General features: G+C 71.0%; 20 protein-coding genes. 11 read left to right on the top strand and 9 right to left on the bottom strand.

Annotated features, from left to right (window positions below):
• Positions 1 to 7: 7 nt before the first annotated feature.
• Positions 8 to 1,432, bottom strand: a complete 1,425-nt coding sequence (locus ACFX43_RS17805) for an aldehyde dehydrogenase (protein WP_378830958.1) — start codon at positions 1,430 to 1,432, stop codon at positions 8 to 10.
• 14 nt (positions 1,433 to 1,446) lie between these two features.
• Entirely contained in the window at positions 1,447 to 2,229 is a 783-nt protein-coding gene (locus ACFX43_RS17800) for a hypothetical protein (protein ID WP_378830953.1), read from the bottom strand.
• Here ACFX43_RS17800 and mftD point away from each other — a divergent pair.
• The 8 genes from mftD to ACFX43_RS17760 all read left to right on the top strand — a co-directional run bounded on the left by mftD (position 2,135) and on the right by ACFX43_RS17760 (position 11,120).
• Positions 2,135 to 3,037, top strand: a complete 903-nt coding sequence (mftD, locus tag ACFX43_RS17795) for a pre-mycofactocin synthase MftD (protein ID WP_378830950.1) — start codon at positions 2,135 to 2,137, stop codon at positions 3,035 to 3,037. The two genes, ACFX43_RS17800 and mftD, sit on opposite strands and share 95 nt — an antisense overlap.
• Positions 3,021 to 3,716, top strand: coding sequence for a mycofactocin biosynthesis peptidyl-dipeptidase MftE (mftE, locus tag ACFX43_RS17790; protein WP_378830943.1), 696 nt, complete (start codon positions 3,021 to 3,023; stop codon positions 3,714 to 3,716). Before mftD ends, mftE begins: the two co-directional genes overlap by 17 nt.
• Positions 3,713 to 5,131 carry a mycofactocin biosynthesis glycosyltransferase MftF gene (gene mftF, locus ACFX43_RS17785; RefSeq protein ID WP_378830934.1) on the top strand — a complete coding sequence of 473 codons (1,419 nt, stop codon included), beginning with the start codon at positions 3,713 to 3,715 and terminating at the stop codon, positions 5,129 to 5,131. The genes mftE and mftF overlap by 4 nt, the downstream gene beginning before the upstream one ends.
• Positions 5,132 to 5,232: 101 nt before the next feature.
• The gene (mdo, locus tag ACFX43_RS17780) at positions 5,233 to 6,525 is read left to right on the top strand and encodes an NDMA-dependent methanol dehydrogenase (RefSeq protein WP_160026054.1); all 1,293 of its coding nucleotides are present in this window, start codon (positions 5,233 to 5,235) and stop codon (positions 6,523 to 6,525) included.
• A 94-nt stretch (positions 6,526 to 6,619) separates the two neighbouring features.
• On the top strand, positions 6,620 to 7,807 hold the full coding sequence (locus ACFX43_RS17775) for an AAA family ATPase (RefSeq protein ID WP_378830920.1): 1,188 nt from the start codon (positions 6,620 to 6,622) through the stop codon (positions 7,805 to 7,807).
• A gap of 19 nt (positions 7,808 to 7,826) precedes the next feature.
• Positions 7,827 to 9,347 carry a VWA domain-containing protein gene (locus ACFX43_RS17770; protein ID WP_378830915.1) on the top strand — a complete coding sequence of 507 codons (1,521 nt, stop codon included), beginning with the start codon at positions 7,827 to 7,829 and terminating at the stop codon, positions 9,345 to 9,347.
• On the top strand, positions 9,344 to 10,264 hold the full coding sequence (gene mftM / locus ACFX43_RS17765) for a mycofactocin oligosaccharide methyltransferase MftM (protein ID WP_378830910.1): 921 nt from the start codon (positions 9,344 to 9,346) through the stop codon (positions 10,262 to 10,264). Before ACFX43_RS17770 ends, mftM begins: the two co-directional genes overlap by 4 nt.
• A gap of 253 nt (positions 10,265 to 10,517) precedes the next feature.
• The gene (locus tag ACFX43_RS17760; RefSeq protein WP_378830904.1) at positions 10,518 to 11,120 is read left to right on the top strand and encodes an acetate uptake transporter; all 603 of its coding nucleotides are present in this window, start codon (positions 10,518 to 10,520) and stop codon (positions 11,118 to 11,120) included.
• Between the two features lie 17 nt (positions 11,121 to 11,137).
• On the opposite strand, the gene ACFX43_RS17755 is transcribed toward ACFX43_RS17760, so the two are convergent.
• Genes ACFX43_RS17755 through ACFX43_RS17740 form a run of 4 tightly spaced genes read right to left on the bottom strand, consistent with a single transcriptional unit; the run spans position 11,138 to position 15,676 of the window.
• The gene (locus ACFX43_RS17755; protein WP_378830897.1) at positions 11,138 to 11,821 is read right to left on the bottom strand and encodes a response regulator; all 684 of its coding nucleotides are present in this window, start codon (positions 11,819 to 11,821) and stop codon (positions 11,138 to 11,140) included.
• 19 nt (positions 11,822 to 11,840) lie between these two features.
• Positions 11,841 to 13,208, bottom strand: a complete 1,368-nt coding sequence (locus ACFX43_RS17750; protein ID WP_378830890.1) for a sensor histidine kinase — start codon at positions 13,206 to 13,208, stop codon at positions 11,841 to 11,843.
• Between the two features lie 10 nt (positions 13,209 to 13,218).
• Positions 13,219 to 14,463: an iron-containing alcohol dehydrogenase gene (locus ACFX43_RS17745; protein WP_378830881.1), complete on the bottom strand. Its 1,245-nt coding sequence runs from the start codon at positions 14,461 to 14,463 to the stop codon at positions 13,219 to 13,221.
• A 1-nt stretch (position 14,464) separates the two neighbouring features.
• Positions 14,465 to 15,676, bottom strand: coding sequence for a GAF domain-containing protein (locus ACFX43_RS17740; RefSeq protein WP_378830876.1), 1,212 nt, complete (start codon positions 15,674 to 15,676; stop codon positions 14,465 to 14,467).
• Positions 15,677 to 15,832: 156 nt separating this feature from the next.
• Here ACFX43_RS17740 and ACFX43_RS17735 point away from each other — a divergent pair, with 156 nt between their 5' ends.
• Genes ACFX43_RS17735 through acs form a run of 3 tightly spaced genes read left to right on the top strand, consistent with a single transcriptional unit; the run spans position 15,833 to position 19,765 of the window.
• Positions 15,833 to 17,356, top strand: a complete 1,524-nt coding sequence (locus ACFX43_RS17735) for an aldehyde dehydrogenase family protein (protein ID WP_378830869.1) — start codon at positions 15,833 to 15,835, stop codon at positions 17,354 to 17,356.
• Entirely contained in the window at positions 17,356 to 17,748 is a 393-nt protein-coding gene (locus ACFX43_RS17730) for a DUF779 domain-containing protein (protein ID WP_141802077.1), read from the top strand. The genes ACFX43_RS17735 and ACFX43_RS17730 overlap by 1 nt, the downstream gene beginning before the upstream one ends.
• A 37-nt stretch (positions 17,749 to 17,785) precedes the next feature.
• Positions 17,786 to 19,765: an acetate--CoA ligase gene (gene acs, locus ACFX43_RS17725; RefSeq protein ID WP_378830859.1), complete on the top strand. Its 1,980-nt coding sequence runs from the start codon at positions 17,786 to 17,788 to the stop codon at positions 19,763 to 19,765.
• A gap of 301 nt (positions 19,766 to 20,066) precedes the next feature.
• On the opposite strand, the gene ACFX43_RS17720 is transcribed toward acs, so the two are convergent.
• The 3 genes from ACFX43_RS17720 to ACFX43_RS17710 all read right to left on the bottom strand — a co-directional run bounded on the left by ACFX43_RS17720 (position 20,067) and on the right by ACFX43_RS17710 (position 24,906).
• Positions 20,067 to 20,279, bottom strand: a complete 213-nt coding sequence (locus ACFX43_RS17720) for a heavy-metal-associated domain-containing protein (RefSeq protein WP_378830853.1) — start codon at positions 20,277 to 20,279, stop codon at positions 20,067 to 20,069.
• A 62-nt stretch (positions 20,280 to 20,341) separates the two neighbouring features.
• Positions 20,342 to 21,784, bottom strand: a complete 1,443-nt coding sequence (locus tag ACFX43_RS17715) for an MFS transporter (protein ID WP_378830846.1) — start codon at positions 21,782 to 21,784, stop codon at positions 20,342 to 20,344.
• Positions 21,785 to 21,840: 56 nt separating this feature from the next.
• Positions 21,841 to 24,906: an ATP-binding protein gene (locus ACFX43_RS17710; protein ID WP_378830840.1), complete on the bottom strand. Its 3,066-nt coding sequence runs from the start codon at positions 24,904 to 24,906 to the stop codon at positions 21,841 to 21,843.
• Positions 24,907 to 25,026 lie beyond the last annotated feature (120 nt).

Here is a 25,026-nt window from a genome sequence, read left to right as displayed (position 1 = left end):
GAGTCGGTCAGCGGCGGTAGATGGACTTCGCGACCAGGTAGGGCTCGAGGCCCTCGGGGCCGAGCTCGCGGCCCAGGCCGCTGGAGCGGACACCGCCGAACGGCGCGTTGATGTGGAGCTCGTAGTGGTTCACACCGACGGTGCCGCTGCTGATCCGTCGAGCCAGGGCCAGGCCGTGCTCGTCGTCCGCGCTCCACACGACTCCGCCGAGCCCGTAGTCGGAGGCGTTGGCCAGCGCGACGGCCTCGTCCTCGTCCGTGTACGGCGTGATCACCAGCACGGGCCCGAAGATCTCCTCCTGGGCGATGGCGCAGTCGTTGTCGACGTCGGCGAAGACCGTCGGCTCGACGAACCAGCCCGGACGGTCGGGGACGCCCCCACCGACGGTGAGGCGCCCGAGGTCACGGCCCTGCTGGATGTATCCGGTCACCCGTTGCTGCTGGGCCCGTGACACCAGCGGGCCGATCTGGGTCGCCCGGTCCAGCGGGTCGCCGATCTTCAGCGCGCGCACCGTCTCGGTGATCGCATCGACCACCTCGGCGTATCTGTTGCGCGGGGCGAGCACCCGAGTCGCGGCGTGGCAGGTCTGGCCGTTGTTCGGGAGCGAGACCTCCAACAGCTTCGAGGTCACCAGCCCGAGGTCGGCGTCCTCGGCGACGAGCGAGACCGACTTGCCGCCGAGCTCGAGCGTGGCCGGGCGCAGCAGCCGACCGGCGGTCGCGCCGATCACCCGCCCGGCACCGGTCGAGCCGGTGAAGGCGACCTTGTCGACGCCGGGATGCTCGACCAGGTGGGCGCCGGCATCGCGGTCGCCCGGGATAACGTTGAGCACGCCGGGCGGCAGCCCGACCTCCTCCGCGACGTCTGCGAAGACGAAAGCGTCCAGGGCGGTCTCGGGCGCCGGCTTGAGCACCACCGTGCATCCGGCCGCGAGCGCTGGGGCGATCTTCATCACCGCGAGCGGTTGCGGATAGTTCCACGGAGTCACCGCGGCGACCACGCCGACCGGCTCGCGCACCACCAGGGTGTCGCCGCCGGTCGGGCTCCGGCGGCTCTCCTCGAGGCTCAGCGACGCTGCCAGCTCGGCGTAGTAGCCGGTGATGAATCCCGGGGCGATGCCGTTGACGACGTGAGAGAGGGCGATCGGCATGCCGTTCTCCCGGCTGACCAGGCCGGCGGTCTCCTTGCGGCGGGCACCGAGAGCGGCGGCGAAGGCGCCGAGCATCTGGGCGCGCTCGGCCTGCGTCATCCTGCTCCAGGGACCGGCCAGCGCGGCCCGAGCCGCGGCGACGGCGGCGTCGACGTCCTCCGCGGTGGCGAGCGCCGTGGTCGCGAAGGGTTCGCCCGTCGCGGCCTCGATCACCTCGTAGGTCGTCCCCTTCGCCGGATCGATCCACTCTCCGTCGACGAAGAGTCGGGTGCGGTCATACATCATTGGGCTCCTTCTCAGAGGGTCTGTTCGCTGCCGAGGAGGACCGAGCTGACCAAGGGCGCCATCGGTCCGCCGATGAACAGCGAGGTGTCGGCTCGATCGACCTGATTGGTCGAGGTGCCGCGGATCTGGCGGACTGCCTCCACGGCCAGGCCCATGCCGTTGACGAACGAGTCGGCGATGTTGCCGCCCGAGGTGTTCACCGGCAGCCGGCCGCCCGGGGCGGTGAGGTTCTCGACGGTCATCACCTCGGCAGCCGCCGGGCCGGGCGGGCAGAGTCCGTGGTCGATGAGGGAGGCGACCGCGGGGCCGCTGAAGTTCTCGTAGACCTGGACGACGTCAACCTCGGCCGGCTTCACCCGAGCCTCTGCCCACAGTCGCGAGGCGACTCCCGAACCGGAGGCTGAGTCGGCGAAGCCCGCCGAGGTGTACGGCTCGTCGTTCTCGTTCAGCGCGGAGTATCCGCCTGGTGCCCCCTGGGCGGTACCGAGGACGTACGCCGCTGGACGCCCCATCGCGCGGGCGCGCTCTGCCGAGACCACGATCAGGGCGACCGCGCCGTCGTTCTCACGCGAGCAGTCGAAGAGGTGGAAGGGCTCGACGATGAAGGGCGAGGCGTCGTAGCCGGCCTCGTCCAGGGGTTTGCCATATCCGGCGGCGCCGGGGTTGCGCTGGGCGTGGTGGTAGGCGGCCAGGACGAGGTTGCGCATNGCCGCCGCGGCCCGCGGCACCATCATCGGGCTGTCCAACTTCGCCTCGAGGTCGGTGGAGGAGGTGACGGCGACCGGCGCGACCACGTTCTTCCAGATGTACTGGACCGGCGACCGCGACACGATCGTCCAGCGCATGCAGCGGGCGCACGCCGCCGGCGCCCAGGGCCTGATCGCCACGCTCGACTGGTCCTTCTCGATCGGCCGCGACTGGGGCAGTCCCGAGATCCCGGAGAAGGTCGACCTGCGCACGATGATGCGGCTGGCGCCGCAGGTGGCGGCCCGGCCCCGGTGGGCGTGGCAGTTCGGGCGTACCGGCTCCTTCCCCGACCTCACCGCCCCGAACCTCGCCCCGCCGGGCGGCAGCGCGCCGACGTTCTTTGGTGCCTACTACGAGTGGATGACCACTCCGCCGCCGACCTGGGAGGACGTCGCCTGGATGCGTGAGCAGTGGCACCAGATCAGCGGCACCCCGTTCGTGCTGAAGGGCGTGTGCCGGGTCGACGACGCGCTCCGCGCGGTCGATGCCGGGGTTGCTGGCATCTCGGTGTCCAACCACGGCGGGAACAACCTCGACGGCACCCCGGCAGCCATCCGGATGGTCAAGCCGATCGCCGACCGCGTCGGCGACCAGGTCGACGTGGTGATGGACGGAGGCGTACGCCGCGGCTCCGACGTCGTCAAGGCGCTCGCGCTCGGGGCGAAGGCGGTGCTGATCGGCCGGGCCTATCTGTGGGGTCTGGCCGCCAACGGCCAGGCCGGGGTCGAGAACGTCCTCGACGTGCTCAGCGGTGGCATCGACTCGGCGCTGCGGGGGCTCGCGGTCGGGTCGGTCACCGAGCTGAGCCCGGAACACCTGATCGTCCCGGACGGCTTCCATGTCAGCACTCGGTGACGCCACCTGGCCGCAGGCGGGTAGGGGCACCGTCCTGCTGGTGCCCGTCGGCTCGCTGGAGCAGCACGGACCGCATCTGCCCTTCGACACCGACACCACCATCGCGACGGCGGTCACGCAGGGGGTGGCCGAACGGCTCGCGGAGCAGGGCGTCCAGAGCTGGACGGCGCCGCCGATAGCGATCGGCTCCAGCGGCGAGCGCCAGTCCTTCCCCGGAACGGTGTCGATCGGGAGCGATGCGCTCCATCTGGTCATCGTCGAGCTCGTCCGTTCGGCCCGCACCTGGGCCGAACGGGTCGTGCTCGTCAACGGCCACGGCGGCAACGCCGCGGCGCTGACCAGCGCGGTCAACCAGCTCGCCTTCGAGCGGCAGTCGGCGTGCTGGCTGCCGTGCCGCACCGAGGAGTTCGACCTGCACGCGGGCCGCACGGAGACGTCCCTGATGCTGCACCTGCGGCCCGAGGCCGTACGCATGGACCTGGCCGAGCCCGGCGACACCCGGCCGCTCGCGGAGATCCTCCCGGCCATGCGGGCGGGCGGGGTCGCGGCGGTCTCCGCCAACGGCGTCCTCGGCGACCCGACCGGGGCCACCGCGGCGCAGGGAGCGGATGCGCTCACCACGATGATCGAGCAGACCACGATGGACGTGCTGGCTCCCGGCGGCGTGGCAGTGGGGTGAGATTCCCGATCGGCTTCCGGGTCCGAGTCCGGGAGGACGTACGCCGCATCGACCGGCGGCTGCTGGTCGGTGGCTCGCCGCTGCGTGCCGTCCGGCTCACCGACGCCGCGCTGGCCCGTCTCGACGACGGCGAGATCACGGTGGTCGACGCGGCCACCGAGGCGCTCGCGGCCAGGCTCGTCGGCGGCAACCTGGCCGATCCCGTGCTCAGCGGCCTCGGGGTGGACCCGGCCGAGGTCACCGTCGTCATCCCCGTACGCGACAGACCCGACCAGCTCGACCGTGCCCTGCGCCCGCTGGCCGGTCTCGGCCGCATCGTCGTCGACGACGACTCCCATGATCCCGACGCGGTCGAGAAGGTCGCGCGCCGCCATGGGGCGCACGTCATCCGGCTCCCGCATAACCTCGGCCCCGCCGGCGCTCGCAACGCCGGCCTGCGGGCCGTCCGCACCCCGTACGTCGCCTTCGTCGACTCCGACGTCACCGTCGAGGCGAGCACCCTCCTGGCACTCTCCCGCCACTTCGCCGACAGCCGAGTCGCGCTGGTGGCGCCGCTGGTCCGCAGCCGTGCCCGCAGCCGGGCGCCACGCTGGTTCGAGCGCTTCGACGAGGACGACTCCTCGCTCGCGCTCGGCACCCGTGCCTGCGTCGTACGCCCCGGCGCCGCCGTGGGCTGGCTGCCCAGCGCCTGCCTGGTCGGACGTACGTCCCGCCTCGGGGCGGGCTTCGAGGAGTCGATGCGGGTGGGCGAGGACGTCGACCTGGTGTGGCGGCTGGTCGAGGCCGGCGAGGTCGTCCGCTACGACCCCGACCAGGTGGCCTGGCACGACACCCGCACCACGATCCGCGGCTGGCTGGGCCGCAAGTACCTCTACGGGACCGGCGGGGCCGACCTCGCCGCACGCCACGGCCGCAAGGGCGCGCCGGCGGTGATGACCGCGAGCATGGCGGCCACCGCGGCCGCGCTGATGGTGCACCGCCGGTGGTCCCTCCCGGTCGCCGCCGCCGGGATCGCCTACGGGGTCCTCTCGCTGCGACGACGGCTGCCGGAGACCCCCGGACGGGACCGGCTCGCGGTCCAGCTCTGCGCCCAGGGCCTCGGCTGGACCGTCCGGCAGGAGGCCGCGCTGCTGTTGCGCCACTGGTGGCCGCTGACCGTGCTCCTCGCCCCGCACAGCAGGCTCCTGCGGCGTGCTCTCGCCGCCTCGCTGCTCGTCGACGTGGTCGTCGCCCAGGTCGACAACCCCGGCACGAGATACCGGCCGCTGGCCCGGCGCCTCGACGACATGGCGTACGGCGCGGGGCTGTGGGCGGGTGCGATCAGAGCACGTTCGATCACCTGTCTGCTGCCGCGTCGACCCGGCCAGAAGACCGGCCAGAAGACCGGCCAGGGAGGCACCTCTCCCAACGGGTAGGTAGGCCCCTCCCGGGGTGGCCTGTTTCCCGTTCCTCGCCTGTTCGCGGCTCGCTCGGCGTACCTAATGTGCTGAGCGTCACACACCAACGGAGGTTTGCCATGCAGGTCGACGAACTACTCAAGCCCTTCCCCATCAAGGAGTTCCACCCGTTCCCTCGAGCCCTCATGGGGCCCGGCGCTCACGAGATGATCGGGCCCGAGGCTCTGAAGATGGGCTTCCGCAAGACCCTCGTGATGACGTCCGGCCTCCGCGGCACGGACATCGTCACCAAGATCGTCGAGTCGATGAAGTACCACGGCCTCGAGGTCGTCGTGTACGACAAGGTCGAGTCCAACCCCAAGGACTACAACGTCATGGACTCGGTGAAGCTCTACCAGGAGAACGAGTGCGACTCGTTCGTCTCCATCGGCGGCGGCTCGTCGCACGACGCCTGCAAGGGCGCGCGCATCTCGGTCGCCCACGACGGCCGTAACGTCAACGAGTTCGAGGGCTTCAACATGTCCGAGAACCCGAAGAACCCGCCGCACATCGCCGTCTCGACGACGGCCGGCACCGGTTCCGAGACGTCCTGGGCGTACGTCATCACCGACACCACCACGGACCCGGACAACCCGCACAAGTACGTCGCCTTCGACGACGCCTCGGTGGCCAGCCTGGCGATCGACGACCCGGTGCTCTACTTCGACTGCCCGGTCGACTACACCGCGCAGTGCGGCTTCGACGTCCTGGCGCACGCCAGCGAGCCGTACGTCTCCCGGATCAACTTCCAGCCCTCGCTCGGCAACGCGCTGCACGCGATCAAGCTGACCTCGGAGAACCTGCGGCAGGCGGTCTGGAACGGTCAGGACCTCGGCGGCCGCGAGGGGATGATGTACGCCCAGTACATCGCCGCTCAGGCGTTCAACTCCGGCGGCCTCGGCATCATCCACTCGATCAGCCACGCCATCAGTGCGTTCTACGACACCCACCACGGCCTCAACAACGCGATCGCGCTGCCGCGGGTGTGGGCGTTCAACATGCCCACGCACTACAAGCGGTTCGCCGACATCGCCCGCGCGATGGGTGTCGACACCCACGGCATGACCGACGTGCAGGCCGCCGACGCGGCGCTCGCCGCGGCCATCCGGCTGCTGCGCGACGTCGGCATCACCGAGCGGTTCGTCGACGTCAAGCAGGACACGTACTCGAAGAACCGGCTCGGCCAGGGGCCGACCGCGTACTACGAGAACGCCAAGGAGATCGTCGGCGACGACACGGACGTCGACCGGATCACCAACCACGTCCTGGGTGACGCCTGCACGCCGGGCAACGCCAAGGAGTGCACGTTCGAGACCGTACGTCCGGTGGTCGACCACTGCCTCAACGGCGACCTGGACGACCTGCTCGGCTGATCGTCCCTGCCGATCGATCCGTGGCGGGTCCGGCCCGCTGAGAACACCAGCCGGACCAGCCACCTCGCCCCATCCACCACCTCGAGGAGTGCACGTGTCGACCACCACCGAACCGATCCAGGGCTTCACCGACGTCGAGAACACCCGCGCCCAATTGGCGACGTGCGGCTACCTCGCCGACGACCGGCTCGCCACCACGGTGTTCCTGCAGACGCGGCTGGAGAAGCCGGTCCTGCTCGAGGGCCCGGCGGGAGTCGGCAAGACCCAGCTGGCCGAGAGCCTGGCCGCCGCGACCGGACGGCGCCTGATCCGGCTGCAGTGCTACGAGGGCCAGGACGAGACCAAGGCGCTCTACGAGTGGGACTACGGCAAGCAGCTCCTCTACACCCAGATCCTGCGCGAGAAGATCGGCCAGGTCGTCGAGGACGCCGCCGACCTGAACGAGGCCGTCGAGAGGATCGCCAAGCAGGACTCGGTGTTCTTCTCGCAGCGGTTCCTGGCCGCGCGGCCGCTGCTCGAGGCGATCGACTCCGACACCCCGGTGGTCCTGCTCATCGACGAGGTCGACCGGGCCGACGAGGCCCTGGAGGCGGTGCTGCTCGAGCTGCTCGCCGAGTTTCAGATCTCCATCCCCGAGATCGGCACCGTGACCGCCAGGACGATGCCGTACGTCGTCCTGACCTCGAACAACACCCGCGACCTCTCCGCCGCGCTCAAGCGCCGGTGCCTGCACCTCTTCCTCGACTACCCCGACGCACCCCGTGAGCTGGAGATCATCCGGTCCAAGGAGACCGGGCTCGCCGACTCCCTCGCCGCGCGACTGGTCGACATCGTCCGGGGCATCCGCGAGCTGGAGCTGCGCAAGGCACCCAGCATCTCCGAGACCGTCGACTGGGCCCGGACGCTGGCGGTGCTCGGCGTCGAGGAGCTCACCGCCGACGTGCTCTCGACGACCCTCAACGTCGTGGTGAAGTACGAGCGCGACCTGAAGCGGGTGATGGAGGCCCTGCCGCGGCTGGTCGACCCGAACGCGGAGGTGCCCGACCACCTGCACGGCCATGGACACGGGCATGGCCACGGTCACGGCCACTCCCACGCTCCGTCCACCGAGGATCACGACGACGTCGACGGCCGCGCCGAGCGCAAGGCGAAGGACCAGCCCGGTCGGCACAACGCGGGCTACTACGGCGGGGCCGGCGGCACCGGGCCGCGTACGGCACCTGCGGTGTCCACGAGTCAGGGGACCCGGGCGTTCCCGTCGACCCGCAAGCGTCCGGTCTGAGGCGGGAGCGAGGCCCGACATGGAGACCGCACTGCACCGCTTCATCCGGCTGCTCCGGCTCTACGGCGTACGCGTGAGCACCGCCGAGGTGATCGACGCGATGCACGCGGTCGCCCAGCCCGGGGTGCTCGAGCAGCGCCACCTGCTCCACGCCGCGCTGACCGCGAGCCTGGTCAAGGACCGTCGCGACCTGGACACGTTCGACCTGGTCTTCGACCGGTTCTTCGGGCTGCGCCCGGTCGTCGAGGAGGAGGACGAGCACGGGCACACCCACGACGACCTCTCCGACGACGGGCGGCTGACCGACTTCACGCTCTCCGAGGAGCCGGGCGAGGTGCCGGAGGACGGGCACAGCCACGGCAAGCCGGACGACATCAAGGAGTACTTCAAGCCCGAGGACATGGCGCAGCGCTACAACCTCCACCAGGAGGCCAACAAGATCGACATCGCCGCGCTCACCGACGAGATCGTCCTCTCCAACGACCCCAAGTCCAGCCCCGGGGAGGCCGCGCGGGTCCAGCTCTCGACCAGCCGGATGCACAACCCCGGCAACCCGGGCGAGCTGATCCGGGACGTCGGGATGCAGCTCGACACCGAGCTGTCCGTGCAGGAGGAGATCGCGCTGCTGAGCTGGCTCGAGGAGCGTGAGCCCGACGGCGGCATCGACGACGACGATGACCTCGCCGAGCTGCGCAAGGCGCTGGCCCCGTGGCTGGCGACGCTTCCCGAGCGGATCCGGGACCACCTCGAGCGGCTGATGAGCATGGAGCGCGAGATCGAGTCGCGCGAGATCCAGGCGGCGCAGGCCGAGACCGTGGCCGAGCACGACCGCGCCGCGCTGGAGGAATCGTTGCGACGACTGCTGAGGAAGCTCCACGGAGCCCCGCGCCCGCGGCGTACGGTCGCCGCCCGCGGCATCGTCGACGGCCGGCGGACGATGCGCACCAACATGAAGTACGACGGGGTGCCGTTCCGGCCGGTGACCGTCGCCAAGGCGCACGACCGGCCCCGACTGCTCGTCCTCTGCGACGTCTCCCTGTCCGTACGCTCCACCGCCCGCTTCACGCTGCACCTGCTGCACAGCCTGCAGTCGGTCGCCACGTCCGTCCGGTCGTTCGCGTTCGTGAAGGACCTGGTGGAGATCACCGATCTCTTCGCCGAGCACCGGATCGAGGACGCGCTGTCGCTGGTGCTGGCGGGCCTGCCGGCCGGCGGGGTGCTCGACGTGGACGCGGACTCGAACTACGGCGCCTGCTTCGAGCAGTTCCTCGAGCAGTTCGGTTCGGCCGTGAACCGGCGGACCACGCTGGTGATCCTCGGCGACGGCCGTGGCAACGGCAAGGATCCCGGCTTCACCGCCTTCGAGGAGCTCACCCGGCGCGCCCGGTCGACGATCTGGCTCACCCCCGAGCCGCGCTACTCGTGGGCGCTCGGTGGCTGTGACCTGCCGGAGTACGCGGAGTGGTGCGACAAGGTCCAGGTCGTACGCAACCTGCGCGGGCTGGACAACGTCACCCAGACGATGTCGGTCGGCCGATGACCACGCCGCCCGGCGAGCTGGACGTGATCGACGCGCTTCGACCCGGTCCCGAGGCCGGGGTCTACCGCGACGAGCTCGTCAGCGTCCGGGCCTGGCACGGCCCGCGCCCGCGGCGGCATCTCGGCACGATCCGCACCCGCCACTTCGACGTGCACCGCGAGGGCCACCAGGTCCATCTGATCCACTGCCTGCGTACGGACCAGATCGACGACGACCTCTCCGGTCTGCTGGCCGAGGAGCTGTTCCAGCCCGGTTGGCTGCGAGGCCCCGACCTCTTCGAGCGGCTCTTCACCGGTGTCGTGGTCAGCAGCGCTCCGGACCCGGAGCAGGCGTGGGCGGCGTTCTACCGCAACACGCTGCGCCGCGTGGAGCAGGCGCTGCACCGGCCCGGTCCCGCCGCTCCTGCTCACGGAACCGTCGCCGAGTACGCCCCCGTCTACCGCTACGTCGAGCAGCAGCTGGCACCCGGCTCGGTCCTCGAGGTCGGCTGCTGCTTCGGGTTCCTCTCGCTGCGGCTGGCCTCCGCGGGACGCGACGTGACCGCCTCCGACCTCTCCGCCGGCACCGTCACGCTGCTCAGCGCCGCGGCGGCCCGGCTGGAGGTGCCGCTGGCCACGCGAGCCGCCGACGCCACCCGGTTGCCGTGGACGGACGGGGCCGCCGACAACGTGCTGCTGATCCACCTCCTCGAGCACATCGAGCCGAGCCTCGGCGACCGGGCGGTCGCCGAGGCGATCCGGGTGGCGCGACGCCGGGTGGTGATCGCCGTACCCCTCGAGGACGAGCCCGACGAGACCTGGGGGCACGTCCGGACGGTCTCGCTCGACGACCTCGCCGCCTGGGGCGCGGCCTCGGGTCACCCGCACCGGGTCGTCGACCACCACGGCGGCTGGCTCGTCGTCGACACCGACCGCTGATCGCGCCTCCCCGGCCGGTCCGGTGCCGACCTGTCCGTCGGCGACGCGGACGGGCAGTCGTCCTCCCGGCACCGCGTCAGGCCTGGTCAACGCCCGGTCCGACCTGTCCGTCGGCCGCACGCAACCGTGCTGGAGGGCTACCCGAGGACAGGTGCGCTACCGCCCACTCGGCGGGTCCGTCGGTGTGTCGTACGTCACTACTTTGTGAGAACCGTGGCCCAGCCGGACGACGGTTGAACCCTTGGAGGAACCGATGACGAACACATCCATCGATGCACTGGACACCACGCAAGGCACCGCACCGACGACGTGGGGCGACCCGTTCGCGCTCGGACTGGCCAGCTTCGGGATCTCGGCGCTCGTCCTGGCCACCGTGATGTCGGGGATCGTGGACGCGGCCGCCCTGCCGGCAGTCCTTCCCCTCGCGCTGGCGCTGGGCTTCGCGACCGAGCTCGTGGCCGGCCTGGTCCACTTTCGGCGGGGCGAGACGTTCCCGGCCCTGGTCTTCACCGCGTACGCCGGGTTCTGGCTCTCCTACGCGTTGCTCGTGCAGTTCTACGGCCCGATGGTGACCTCGGGTGGGGCCGAGATCACGGGGATGTTCCTGCTGGCCTGGGCGGTGTTCACCACGTACATGCTGCTGGCCGCGCTGCGCACCAACACCACCACGATCGTGATCTTCGTGCTCTTGGCCGGGGTCTTCTACCTCGCGGCCTTCGGGTCCTTCCTCGGCAGCGCCGCTCTCGGTCAGACCGCCGGCTACGTGCTGATCCTCGACGCCCTGGTGGCGCTCTACGCTTCCGCCGCGATCATCGTGAACACGACCTGGGACCGCACCGTCCTGCCGGTGCCGTGACGTCTGCGGCCGCCGGGTCAGAGGAGGCCGAGCTTGGACGCCTCGTACACCGCCTCGGCCCGGCGGCTGACGCCCAGCTTCCGGAGGATGTTGCCCACGTGGAACTTTGCGGTGGTGTCGGAGATGTAGAGCCGGTGGCCGATGGCACGGTTCGACAGCCCGTGCGCGAGCAGCTCCAGCACCTCGAGCTCGCGGGCGGTGAGCTCGGAGTCGTCGCTGGTCACCGGCATGTTCACGCCACGGATCATCGCCGCCGCGGAGCGCGCGTCGAAGGCGCTCCCGCCGCTCGCGACGTCCCGGATCGCGCGGACCAGCCCGGTGGTGTCGACGTCCTTGACGACGTAGCCACGGGCGCCGGCGCGGATCGCCTGCATCACCAGCTGCTCGTCGAGGAAGGTGGTCAGCACGAGGATCAGCGCCTCCGGGTGCCGCTGGGTCAGCGCGGCGCACAGCTCGAGCCCCTCGGCGTCGGAGGACGAGGAGAGCTTCAGGTCGAGCAGCACGATGTCCGGACGAGCGCTGTTGACCCGGGCCAGCGCCTCGGCCGCCGTCGCCGCCTCCGCGACGACCCGGAGGCCGGGCTCGCGCTCGAGGATCGAGCGCAGGCCCTGACGGACGATCGCGTGATCATCGACCAGCAGTACGTCGATGCCGGCAGCGGTCTGGACCGGGGCCGGCTGGGGTGGGCTGAGCGTGTTCATCGGTTCCTCCTCGAAGCGGCTACTGCGGGTCCTCGATGAGCCCGCAGATCGTTCCTCGGCCGCGGTCCACGACCGGCAGCGGCACCCGGAGCTCGACCCGGACCCCGCCGAGGTGCGAGCGCCGGAACGCGACGGTGCCACCGAGCTCGCTGATCCGGGTCTCGATGTTCGCCAGGCCCCGGTGTCGGCCGTCGATCGAGGCGCCGCGCTCGAGCCGCAGCTTCCGGGCGAGCAGGCCCGGATCCCCACGGCCGTCGTCGGCGACCCCGACGTAGAGCTCGTGCTTGCGGTAGCGGAGCCGGAGCACCGCCTGGGTGGCCTCGGCATGGATCGCCACGTTGAAGAGCGCCTCTCCGACCGCGCGGGCGATGTCGTGCTTGGCCTCCGCGGGCATCGGGCACACCTCGCCCTCGACCCGCACCGACACGTCCAGGTGGGGACGGTGGTGCTCGGCGACCTCGTGCAGCAGCTCGGGAAGGGAGGAGACCGTGTCGCGGTGCGGCTGGTGCAGGGCGTAGATCGCCCGGCGGAGCTGTTCGACGGCGTCCTGGGTGAGCTGCTTGGCGGTGCCGAGGAGCTCGGCGATCCGCTCACCGGCCGGCCCCAGGTCCTCCGTCTCGCCCCGGGCGATCTCGACCGACATCCCCGCCGAGAGCACGAACTGGGTGACGCTGTCGTGGAGCTCCCGCGCGATGCGATGGCGCTCGTGGTCGACCAGCTCGCGCTGGCGTGCCACCAGCAGCCGTTCCTCGGCCTGGCGCAGCTCGCGGGTCCGCTGCTCGAGGTCCCGCTCCCGGGCGCCGACCTCGTCGTAGAGCCGCTGGGCGCGGCGGTGCTGGGCGAGCCCGGCCTGGTACTGCTCGGAGGTGTGCAGCGCCACGGCGGCCTCGTTGGCCAGGATCCGCAGCACCGACAGGTCCCCGGGCTCCGGGTCGTCGGCGAGCCCGTGGAGACCGACCAGGCTGCCGATCATGACGCTCTCCAGCGTCATCGGCACCCGCACCCAGCGAGCCGGCCCGGGCGCTCCGGTCGCGTGCCCGGCCCGGATGGCGCCGAGCTCGCGACGTACGACTCCGGGGAGCTCCTCCTCGTCACCGACCACCCGGCCGTCGTGACCGACGACGATGAACCTCGGTCTGGCACCGGTCAGGTGGCCGTCGGCCAGCGCCAGGATGGTCCACTCCGCGGCGAGGTGAACCGCGGCTGCGCGGGCGACCTCCTCCAGGAGTGCTCGCGGGCCCTCGACCGTGCGCACCAGCGCACGCGAGATCGAGTCCATGGCGCGTACGGCCTGCTGCATGCGCTCGTCGGAGCGCAGGAAGGCGCGGTAGTAGGACCGCTTGCCGGAACGTACGCCGGTCAGTGCTGCCAGATCGGGTGCGCTCACTGGATCGCCTTCACAGGGCTTCTCGGAAGAGCGCGTGGATCTCGGCGCGGCTCGCCGGTCGCGGGTTCGTCGTCAGGCACGCGTCGTCGAGGGTCGTCACCGACAGGGTGTCGAGATCGGTGTCGGTCACCCCGAGGTCCCGCAGCCGCCGGGGTACGCCGACATCGTCGGCCAGGCGCCTGACGTGGTCGGCCAGCATCTCGGCCGCGACGTCCCCGGGGACGCCGTCGACCGGCAGTCCGGCGGCTCTGGCCAGCCCGACGAACCGCTCGGGGACGGAGCGCGCGTTGTAGCGGATGACGTGCGGGAGCAGGACGCCGTTCACCACGCCGTGCGGGGCGTCGAGCAGCCCACCGACCTGGTGGCTCATCGCGTGGGTCGCACCGAGGATCGCGTTGGTGAAGGCCAGGCCCGCCTGCAGGCTCGCCTGCGCCATCATCGCGCGGTGCTCCATCGCGGTCGGGTCGGTGACGGTCGAGCGCAGGTGCCGGCAGACGAGCGCGACCGAGCTCATCGCGTGCCCGTCGGCCAGCGGGTTGTGCGCCAGCGAGACGTACGACTCGATGCCGTGGGTCAGCGCGTCCAGGCCGGTCGCGGCGTTGAGCGCCTCGGGCATCGTGGTCAGCAGCCGGGGATCGGTGATCGAGACGTCCGGCACCAGGGCGCGTCCCATGATCGTGATCTTCACCCGACGGTCGGTGTCGGTGACGATGCAGAACTGGGAGACGTCGGCTCCGGTTCCGGAGGTGCTGGGGATCATCAGCATCGGCGGGATCGGCCGGGCGATCTGGTCGATCCCGGCGTAGTCGAGGATGTCGCCGCCGTTGCCCGAGAGCACCGCGACGCCCTTCGCCGCATCCATGCAGGAGCCGCCGCCGATGGCCACGATGACGTCGGCCTCGGCCTCGACGTACCTCTCGTAGGCGCGGCGTACCTCGTGGTCCTTGGGGTTCGGCGTGACGTCCGTCCACAGCACCGGGGTGAGCCCCTCGGCCCGGAGCAGCCTGAGCAGCACGTCGACCCAGCCGGCCTCGACGATGCCGGGATCGGTGACGACGAACGGCCGCCGAGCCCCGAGCCGGGCGGCGGAGTAGCCCGCCTCTTCGAGCGAGTTGTGCCCGAAGACGACCTCGGGAGCCTGGAACTTCACCACCTGGTCCAGCGGGGCAGCGGTCGCCGGGACCTGCTCCTGCCGAGGAGCCATCTCCCAGCTGCGTGCCATCACCGCCGTCGTCGGCGCCACTCGAGCGCTCATCTCAGAGACCGACCTCGCGGTCCAGCCGGGCGATCTGGCCGTCGGCGAGGGCCAGCAACGGGGAGCCGGACGGCAGCAGGGTCCGGAGCCGGAGCCACATCTCGTAGTCGTCGGCGCCCCACGCCGACCGGGTCCAGGTCGAGACCAGGTCCGGCTGACCCGACTGCAGCACCGCCGCGCGCAACTGCTGCGCCAGCGTCTCGCGGAGCCTGACCACGCCCGGTGCGACCGAGCGCGGCAGGATCGGACCGCGATAGCAGCGGAGCGCGCCCGCGACGTCGCCTACCGCGAGCCGTGCCTCCACGCCCAGCCAGTCCCCGGTCACCTCGGTCGTGAGCCGGTAGGGCCGGGAGGCGAGGAACTCCTCCCCGAGCAGGTTGCGCAGCCGGTTCAGCTCGGCGCGGAGCGTCGAGGAGCCGCCGTCGTCCTCGTAGAGGAGGACCGCGAGCTCGTCGCCGGAGAGGCCGCGCGGGGCGCTGGCGAGGAGCAGGAAGATCTCGCTGTGGCGTGGTGAGAGCCGCAGCTGCGCGCGGTGACCGCGGCCGTCGTCGATCGAGAGCAGCAGGTCCTGACGGCCCAAGGTCTCCACGGCGATGCGTGCCCAGCCGGGCCGGGTCTCGGGCTGCCTCGGCAGCAGCTGCTCGCGGGCGAGCTCGGACTCCGCGAGCCTCGCGGCGGCGCGCACCATCGCCATCGTCTGGGGCACGACGATGGAGTCCCCTCCGGTGATGTCGAGAACGCCGAGCAGGCGCGAGTCGCCCGGGTCGTGGATCGGGGTGGCGGCGCAGCTCCACTGCTGCACGGCGCGCCGGAAGTGCTCGGCGGCGACGACGCTGGTCGGCCGATCGAGCCGGAGCGCGAGCCCCGGTGCGTTCGTGCCGGCGAGGCGCTCGTCCCAGTTGCTCCCCTCGACGAAACCGATCCGCTCCGCGCGCCGGAGCGTCGCCGGAGAGCCGCACACCCAGAGCAGCTGACCGGCCTCGTCCGAGACGGCCATGATCGCGTCGCAGTCGCGCGCCGCCTGTCCGAGCACGTCGTCGAGGAGCGGGAACACGCGAGCCAGCGGGTGGGCCGCGCGTACGTCCCGAAGCTGGTCCTCGGGCAGGGTGATCGGCGCGCACGTGTCGTCCGCGGTCACCCCGGCGGCAGCGGACCGGTGCCACGAGTCCGCCACGGCTGCACGCATGGAAGGGCTCTGCTTCGTATCGTTCATCCGGACCTCCTCAAGTGATGAGGGTCACATTTGAAGGTTGCATTCACGTTGCATCGGTCTCCTGCGGTCACCGCAACGTTGCTGCAACCTCGTCGTTCCTAGCGTCTGTGACCACGATCACGCCCCAATGCCTGAACTGCCTGAGGAGAAATCCCGATGACCGTATACACAGCTCCCGGCCAGCCCGACTCGCTGGTCACCGTCCAAGGCCGCTACGGCCACTACATCGGTGGCGCCTGGGTCGACCCGGTCAAGGGTGCCTACTTCGAGAACATCTCGCCGGTGAACGGCAAGCCGTTCACCGAGATCGCCCGGGGCACGGCCGAGGACATCGAGGCCGCCCTGGACGCCGCACATGCCGCCGCTCCGTCGTGGGGGAAGACCTCGACGACGGAGCGGTCCAACATCCTGCTCAAGATCGCCGACGTGATGGAGGAGAACCTCACCGCGATCGCCGTCGCCGAGACCTGGGAGAACGGCAAGCCGGTCCGCGAGACGCTGGCCGCCGACATCCCGCTCGCCATCGACCACTTCCGCTACTTCGCCGGCGTGCTGCGTGCCCAGGAGGGCACCATCGGTGAGATCGACGAGAACACCGTGGCGTACCACTTCCACGAGCCGCTGGGCGTCGTGGGCCAGATCATCCCGTGGAACTTCCCGATCCTGATGGCAGTCTGGAAGCTCGCCCCGGCGCTCGCCGCGGGCAACTGCGTGGTCCTGAAGCCGGCCGAGCAGACGCCCTGGTCGATCCTCAAGCTCGTCGAGCTGGTCGGTGACCTGCTGCCCGCCGGAGTGCTCAACGTCGTCAACGGTTTCGGCGTCGAGGCCGGCAAGCCGCTGGCCTCCTCGCCGCGCGTCGCCAAGGTCGCCTTCACCGGCGAGACCACCACCGGCCGCCTGATCATGCAGTACGCGAGCCAGAACATCATCCCGGTGACCCTGGAGCTCGGCGGCAAGAGCCCGAACATCTTCTTCGACTCCGTCGCCGCGGAGAAGGACGCCTTCTACGACAAGGCGCTCGAGGGCTTCACGATGTTCGCCCTCAACCAGGGCGAGGTCTGCACCTGCCCGTCGCGTGCGCTCGTCCAGCGTTCGATGTACTCCGACTTCGTCGGCGACGCCATCGCCCGGGTCGAGAAGATCAAGCAGGGCAACCCGCTCGACGACACCACGATGATCGGCGCCCAGGCCAGCAACGACCAGCTCGAGAAGATCCTGTCCTACATCGAGATCGGCAAGGACGAGGGCGCCAAGGTCCTCGCCGGTGGCGAGCGGAGCATCCTCGAGGGCGACCTCGCCGAGGGCTACTACGTGCAGCCGACCGTCTTCGAGGGCGACAACTCGATGCGGATCTTCCAGGAGGAGATCTTCGGTCCGGTCGTGTCGCTGACCGGCTTCGACGACGAGGCTGACGCCCTCAAGGTCGCCAACGACACCCTGTACGGCCTCGGCGCCGGCGTCTGGTCGCGTGACGGGTCGCAGGCCTTCCGGGCCGGCAAGGAGATCAAGGCCGGCCGGGTCTGGACGAACTGCTACCACGCCTACCCGGCCCACGCGGCCTTCGGCGGCTACAAGCAGTCCGGCATCGGTCGCGAGACCCACAAGATGATGCTGGACCACTACCAGCAGACCAAGAACCTGCTCGTCAGCTACAGCCCCGACGCACTCGGGTTCTTCTGATGAGCGCGACCCACGCCTCCTCCCTTCCGGCGCGGGTCGCCGTGACCGACGGGGCGGCGGACCTTCTCCGCCGCCTCGTCGGTATCCACGGGCCGGTCATGTTCCACCAGTCCGGTGGATGCTGCGACGGCTCCGCCCCGATGTGCTACCCGAGCGGCGACTTCATGCTCGGCGACGCCGACATCCACCTGGGTGACCTGGACATCGGGCTGGACCAGCAGGTGCCGGTCTGGATGTCGCGCTCGCAGTTCGAGTACTGGTCGCACACCCACCTCACCATCGACGTCGTCCCCGGACGCGGCGCCGGCTTCTCCCTGGAGGCGCCCGAGGGCGTGCGGTTCCTGATCCGGTCGCGACTGTTCACCGACGACGAGGCCGCCCTGCTCGGCTAGCGCCTCCCCTCCCGCCCTCCCGAGAAAGCACGACGCAATGACCGACCTGACGATCCCCAGCAAACCGATCCGCTTCGATCCTCCGGCCGACCTGGCCGCTGCCGCCAACGTCACCGAAGAGGCGTACGCCCGGGCCGAGTCCGACGTCGAGGGCTTCTGGGCCGAGCAGGCGGAGCGTCTGACCTGGGCCGTGCCGTTCACCGAGGTGCTGGACTGGTCCGACGCACCCAACGCGCGGTGGTTCGCGGACGGCAAGCTCAATGCGGCGTACAACTGCGTCGACCGTCACGTCGAGGCCGGGCGCGGCGACAAGGTGGCCTTCCACTTCGTCGGCGAGCCCGGTGACACCCGAGACCTCACCTATGCCGATCTCAAGGACGAGGTCTCCCGAGCTGCCAACGCGCTGACCGACCTCGGAGTTGTCAGTGGCGATCTGGTCGCGATCTACCTGCCGATGATCCCCGAGGCCATCGTCGCGATGCTGGCCTGCGCCCGCATCGGGGCCACCCACACCGTGGTCTTCGGCGGGTTCTCGGCCGAGGCTCTCGCCTCGAGGATCGAGGACTGCCGAGCCAAGCTGGTCATCACCTCCGACGGCGGCTACCGTCGCGGGGCTCCGTCGCCGCTGAAGCCGGCCGTCGACGCCGCCCTTTCACGACTGGGCAGCGAGAGCCCGGTCGACCACGTCCTCGTCGTACGCCGCACCGGGGAGTACGTGCCGTTCGACGACGCCACCGATCTGTGGTGGCACGACGTCGTCGACAGCGCTTCCCCTGAACACACGCCCGAGGCGTTCGATGCCGAGCACCCGCTGTACGTCATGTACTCCTCGGGCACGACCGGCAAGCCCAAGGGCATCCTGCACACCACTGGCGGCTACCTGACCGGCGCGGCCTACACGCACCATGCGGTGTTCGACCTCAAGCCGGAGACGGACGTCTACTGGTGCACCGCCGACATCGGCTGGGTCACCGGACACAGTTACATCGTCTACGGCCCGCTCGCCAACGGCGTCACCCAGGTGCTCTACGAGGGCACTCCTGACAGCCCGCACCGGGGTCGCTGGTGGGAGATCATCGAGCGGTACGGCGTGACGCTCTTCTACACCGCCCCGACGGCGGTCCGGACTTTCATGAAGTGGGGACGCGAGATCCCGGACGGGTACGACCTCACCTCGCTGCGGCTCCTCGGATCGGTCGGCGAGCCGATCAACCCCGAGGCGTACCTCTGGTACCGCAGCGTCATCGGCGGCGACCGCTGCCCCGTCGTCGACACCTGGTGGCAGACCGAGACCGGTCAGATGATGATCAGTCCCCTCCCCGGGGTCACCGCCGGCAAGCCCGGCTCGGCGATGCGGCCGCTGCCTGGCATCAGCGCCGACGTGGTCGACGAGGAGGGTCGCTCGGTGCCGAACGGGTCGAGCGGCTACCTGGTCCTCACCAAGCCGTGGCCCGCCATGCTGCGCACGTTGTGGCAGGACGACGACCGCTTCGTCGAGACGTACTGGACCCGCTTCGCGGACCTCGGCTACTACTTCGCCGGCGATGGGGCCAAGAAGGACGAGGACGGCGACATCTGGATCCTGGGCCGCGTCGACGACGTGATGAACGTGTCCGGTCACCGCCTCTCCACGAGCGAGATCGAGTCCGCCCTGGTCTCCCACCCACGGATCGCCGAAGCAGCCGTCGTCGGCGCCGCCGACGAGACCACCGGCCAGGCGGTCGTCGCCTACGTGATCCTGCGCTCCGGAGACGGCAACACCGGCGAGGCCCTGATCCAGGAGCTGCGCAACCATGTGGCCAAGGAGATCGGGGCCATCGCCAAGCCGCGGCAGATCACGATCGTCCCGGAGCTGCCCAAGACCCGGTCCGGGAAGATCATGCGCCGCCTGCTGCGCGATGTCGCCGAGGGCCGAGACGTCGGCGACACCACCACGCTCAGCGACCCGAGCGTCATGGCCCTGATCGCGAACCGCGACGCCGAAGACGTCGAACACGCTGCAGCCGCGGAGGCATGAGATGGCTGTGCCCGCCACAGGCGTCGACCCCAGGACGATCGGGCGCAGCTGGATCGTCGTGGCCAGGCACCGACAGCCTGCGGGGACAAGGGATCCTGCGCCATGGGGCGAAGCGCATCTCAAGCGGATCGGCACCCAGATGACCCTCTGCGGTGCGCCGGCCCTGGGGTGGCACGCGTTCTGGCATCTGCGGTCCGAGGACATCTCCCGGTGGTGCGCTGACTGTTCCGCTGCAGCACGCCCGACCCGCACCGTGTCGGGATCCCTGAGGACCACGTGATCCCACCACGACGAGGAGGGTTCACGGCCGCGGACGCACGCTCGCCGTGAAGCTGCTGCCGGCCAGTGCCTCGAGCAGGTCGGTGGCGGCGACGTCTCCGGTGACGGTGATCTGGCCGGTGCCGCGGTCGGCGGTGAGGGTGGCGACTCCGGGGAGGTCCCGGAGCCGAGCGGTGGCCTGACGGACGCATCGAGGGCAACGCATGCCCTCGACGTACAGCTGAATGGTCTGCATGGCGGTCTCCTGATGCCGTCGTGGCCCCGGGAACGCTCCGGGGCCACGAAGAGGGTGGACTGCTAGCGGCCGGCGGGAACCGACTCGGGGGCGGTCGCGGCGCGCGCCGACTTCCAGCCGATCCCGGTGACGACGGCACCGGCGAGGGCGATGCCGGCCGCGCCGAGGAAGCCGGCCGAGAAGCCGTCGGTCATGGCGGCCAGGTCGCCGACCTGGTCGGAGCCGTACGCAGCGGCGACGACGGTCATCGCGGCCAGACCGAGTGCGGAGCCGACCTGGTAGCTGGTGTTGACGATCCCGGCGGCGAGACCGCCCTCCTCGGGTGCGGCCGCGCCGAGCGCCGTGCTCAGCGACGGGATGAACGCCAGCGCCATGCCCGCCGCGGTGACCAGCGTGGCCAGGAGCACGTCCACGGCGAAGCTGCCATCGGCGTCGATCCGGGAGAGCCAGACCAGGCCGATCCCGAGGACGACGAGGCCGCCGACGGTCATCGCCTTGGGCCCGAACGCGGCGGTCAGTCGCGGGGCGACGGCGACCATGCCGAGCATGATCGTCACCGTCATCGGCAGCAGGGCGGCGCCGGACTCGAAGGCACCGAGCCCGAGCACCTGCTGGAGGTAGAGGTTGATGAAGAAGAACATCGGGATCCAGGCCGCGCCGAGCAGGAGCTGGGCGATGTTGGCGGCGGCCAGGTTCGGCGCCCGGAAGATGCCCAGACGCATCAGCGGAGCCGCCGAGCCGGCCTGCAGGACCACGAAGGCGACGAGCAGGGCGATGCCGACGAGACCGGCGATGAGCGTGCTGGGCGATCCCCAACCCTGCTCGGGGACGCGTACGACGGCGAACACCACCGCGGCGAGGCCCAGGGTGACGGTGAGCGCGCCGAGAACGTCGATGCGGCCGCGCTGCGCCTGGCCCGCCGGCATCACACCGGGCGTCAGGAGGAGTACGCCGATGGCGATCGGCACGTTGATGAAGAAGACCCACGGCCAGGACAGGTATTCAGTGAGCACACCACCGAGGAACACGCCGGCCGTTCCGCCGGCCGGGGCGGCCGCGCCGTAGAGCGCGAGGGCCTTGGTCAGCTCCTTCGGGTTCGCCCCGAAGGTCATGAACAGGAGCGTCAGTGCCGACGGTGCGATGAGTGCGGATCCGGCGCCCTGGATGGCACGGCCGGCGATCTCGACGGCGACGCCGTCAGCTAGGCCGGCGACGAGGGAGCCGACTCCGAGGACCAGCCACCCGATGGCGAAGATCCGTCGGGCGCCGAGCAGGTCGGAGAGCCGCCCGCCCAGCAGGAGGAGCCCGCCGAAGGCCACGACGTAGGCGTTGAACACCCAGCTGAGGTCCTGCGGGGCGAATCCGAGATCGCGCTGTATCTCGGGGAGTGCGACTCCGATGATGGAGGTGTCCATGATGACCATGAACTGGGCGGCGGCGATGAGGCCGAGGGCGAGCCAGCGGCGGTTGTTGGCACCCGCCGCCGGGGATGCTGTGGAAGACATGGTTCTCTCTTTCGTCAGGGCGGCCTTCCGACCGCGTGAAGAGAACCTGTCCCGGGTCACTGTCCCTGGACTGTCCGGCCGTTGTTCAGCCGAGCCAGCGCCTCCTCCGCCCGGGCGGCAACGGCGGTCTCACCGGCGGCGAGACCGAGCGCGCGGGCCTCGTCGTAGCGCTCCGCGGCCGCCTCCGTCTCGGAGACCTGCTCGTGGCACCGGGCCAGCGCGAGCGTCGCCTTCGCCGTCATCGCGGGCGTCTCCAGTGTCTCGAAGCCCGCGATGGCGCTCGACAGCAGCGAGATGGCGCTCGACCAGTCCTGCGCACGCTCGGCGAGCCGGCCACGTCCGTACGCCGCGAGGACCGACCCGGCGCGGTCGCCGACGTGACGAGACGCCAGCTCGGCGCGACGAAAGGCGTCCCGGGCCGACTCCTCGTCCCCGAGCTCGAGATGGGTGATGCCGAGGTCGGCGAGAGCCCATTGCACGGTGTTGTGGATGCCCGCGGAGGCGGCGACGTCGATCGCCTGCTCGAGCGTCCGTGCCGACTCCCGCAGGCGTCCGAAGTGCCGCAGGCCGTAGCCGAGGTGGTACAGGACCGCGCTCTGACCCCAGGGGTCGTCGAGGTGACCGAACTCGGCCGCGGTGGCCCGCCCGAGGCGTATGGCAGCCGGCTCGTCCCTGGCCTTCAGTGCGGTCTCGAGCCGGACGAAGCCGGCGACGGCGAGTCCCCATCGGTCCCCCTGCGCGCGGAACCATGTCTCGGCGTCGTCGAGCAGCGCGGCGGCCTCCGGGTCCGCCCCGTTGACCCCTTCGACGGCGAGCAGCACCCGCGAGACCGCGGCCCCGTCGGCGTCACCGTCCGCGAGGAAGATCGCGAGGCTCTCGCGGGCCGCTTCGGCGCAGCGCGGATGGGGGTGGACGACGCAGGCCCGGGGACGCTCGACCAGCGCGACTGCCTGGAGGGCAGCCGCTCGCGCGGCGGCCGAGCCGCGGTCCTGCTCGAGGAGCCGACGCAGGATCCGGCGGCCCTCGAGGTGACGGCCCTGATGCCAGAAGAGGCCCAGATGACCGGCCAGGCGTAGCGCGGCGTCGATGTCGCCGGCCGGGCCCTCCAGCCAGGCGATGGCCGTGCGTACGTTGGCCTGCTCGTCGACGAGGAGGTGTCTCGCTCGGGCGTCCCCCTGCCCGCGCATCGCCTGCGCGGACCGCTCGGCGACCTGGGCGAAGTAGTGCGCGTGACGGGCGGCCAGGGCGTCGTTCCGGCCGGTCCGCGCCAGCCGGTCGGCGGCGTACTCACGCAGCGTCTCGAGCATGCGATAGCGGGTGACCGGCCCCCGCTCGGCGACGATCAGAGACTGCTCGACCAGCCTGCCGACGGCGTGGATGATCTGGTTCGAGTCGGTCTCGTCGTCGGCGAGGATCTGCTCGGCGGCGGTCAGGGTCCAGCCGCCGTGGAACACGGCGAGCCCTTCGAAGACGCGCTTCTCGAGGTCGTCGAGCAGGTCGTAGCTCCAGTCCACGGTCGCACGGAGCGTGCGCTGGCGGTCCTCCGCCGTCCGGGCCCCCGAGGTGAGGAGCGTGAACCGCTGGTCGAGCCGGTCGGCGAGGTCGCTCGGGGACAGCGTGGCAGCCCGGGCGGCAGCCAGCTCCAACGCCAGCGGCATGCCGTCGAGCGCGCGGGCGATGCGGCCGAGCGGGGCGTACGCCTCCTGGTCTGTCTCGATCCCGGGCAGGACCGTCGCGATCCGGCGGATCAGCAGCTGTACGGAGGCGGTCGCCGCGATCGCCTCGGGATCATCGTCTTCCAGCGGCGTCGGGAGCGGCCCGACGAGGGTCTGGACCTCGCTCGGCAGCGCGAGGGGTTCGCGGCTGGTGGCGATGACGGTGAGCCGGGGGCAGCGCGCCAGAAGCTGTTCGACCAGGGTCGCGACGGGGTCGACGAGATGCTCGCAGTTGTCGATGACCAGGAGCAGGTGCTTGTCGGCGAGGAAGTCGGCCAGCCGTTCCTGGAGGTCGATCGCCGAGCCGTCCTGCGGCATCGCCACGGCCGCGGCGACGGCCGGCACGATGTGCTCCCGGCTGCGGATCGCCGCGAGACGGACGAGGAAGGTGCCGTCCGGGAACCGGTCGGCGACCCGCTGGGCGGTCTGCAGGCCGAGGACGGTCTTCCCGGACCCGCCCGGTCCGACGAGGGTGATGAGCCTGGATGTGCCGACCCGCTCGCTCAGGGACGCGAGCAGCTCCTCGCGCCCGACGAGTGGTGTCAGGTCGGTCGGCAGGTTGGAGAGTCCGGACCTCGGGCGGTGGGGCCCGGTCGCGGGGGTCGACAGGGTGACCTCGCCGGAGGAGCCGAGCGACGGGTCCTGCCGGAGCACCCGCTCGTGGAGCGAGCGGAGGGACGCCGACGGCTCCAGACCGAGGTCGGCATCCAGGGTCGTCCGGGTGCGGGTGAAGACCTCGAGGGCGTCGGCCTGCCTGCCGGCGCGATAGAGCGCGACCATCAGCAGGCCGGCCATGGCCTCATGGGTCGGGTCGGTCCGCAGCAGCGGCTCGAGATCGGTGACGACCTCCGCGTGCCGGCCCAGCGACAGCGCGATCTGGGCACGCTCGGCGTACGCCGTCCGGCGGAGGTCCTCCAGCCGTACGGACTCGGGCACCGCCCACGGCTCGGTGGCGAAGTCGGCGAGCGCATCGCCGCGCCAGAGCCCGAGCGCCGCGTCGTAGGCATCGAGGTCCGTCTCGGTCGGTCTGTCGCCGCCCGCGACCGACGCCCGGACCCGTCGGATCCGGCGCTCGAAGTCCTCGGCATCGATCGTCGCCGGGTCGACCGCGGCGCGGTAGCCGCCGCCGTCGCGCTGCACCAGGTCGAGACCGGCGTTCTTGAACACCCGCCGCAGCTTGGACACCCGCAGCTGGAGGGCGTTCAACGGGTCGGCCGGCAACGACGAGTCGGCCCACAGCCGGTCGATCAGCGCCGAGGCGGGCACGATCCGGCCGCGCGCCAGGAGCAGCACCGCGAGCAGGGCCCGCTCCGCCGACCCGGGGACCTTGACGGTGTCGCCGTCGACCGTCGTCTCGAAGGGGCCGAGCAGCCCGAATCGGATGTCAGTCGTCGGAGTCGGCAGCACGTCGAAAGCGTAGTCAGACCCGGCTCGGGCGCCGAACAGATATCTGTCCTGGCCCCGACAACCCCGGGACAGTACGCGGACAGATCGGCCGAGCAACCTCTGGCACGTCAACGAGAGTCA

It is taken from the genome of Nocardioides sp. YIM B13467, from assembly GCF_042788075.1.
GTDB lineage: Bacteria > Actinomycetota > Actinomycetes > Propionibacteriales > Nocardioidaceae > Nocardioides.
Note: the sequence above shows the minus strand (reverse complement) of the source record. Positions and strands in the feature narration are given on the sequence as shown.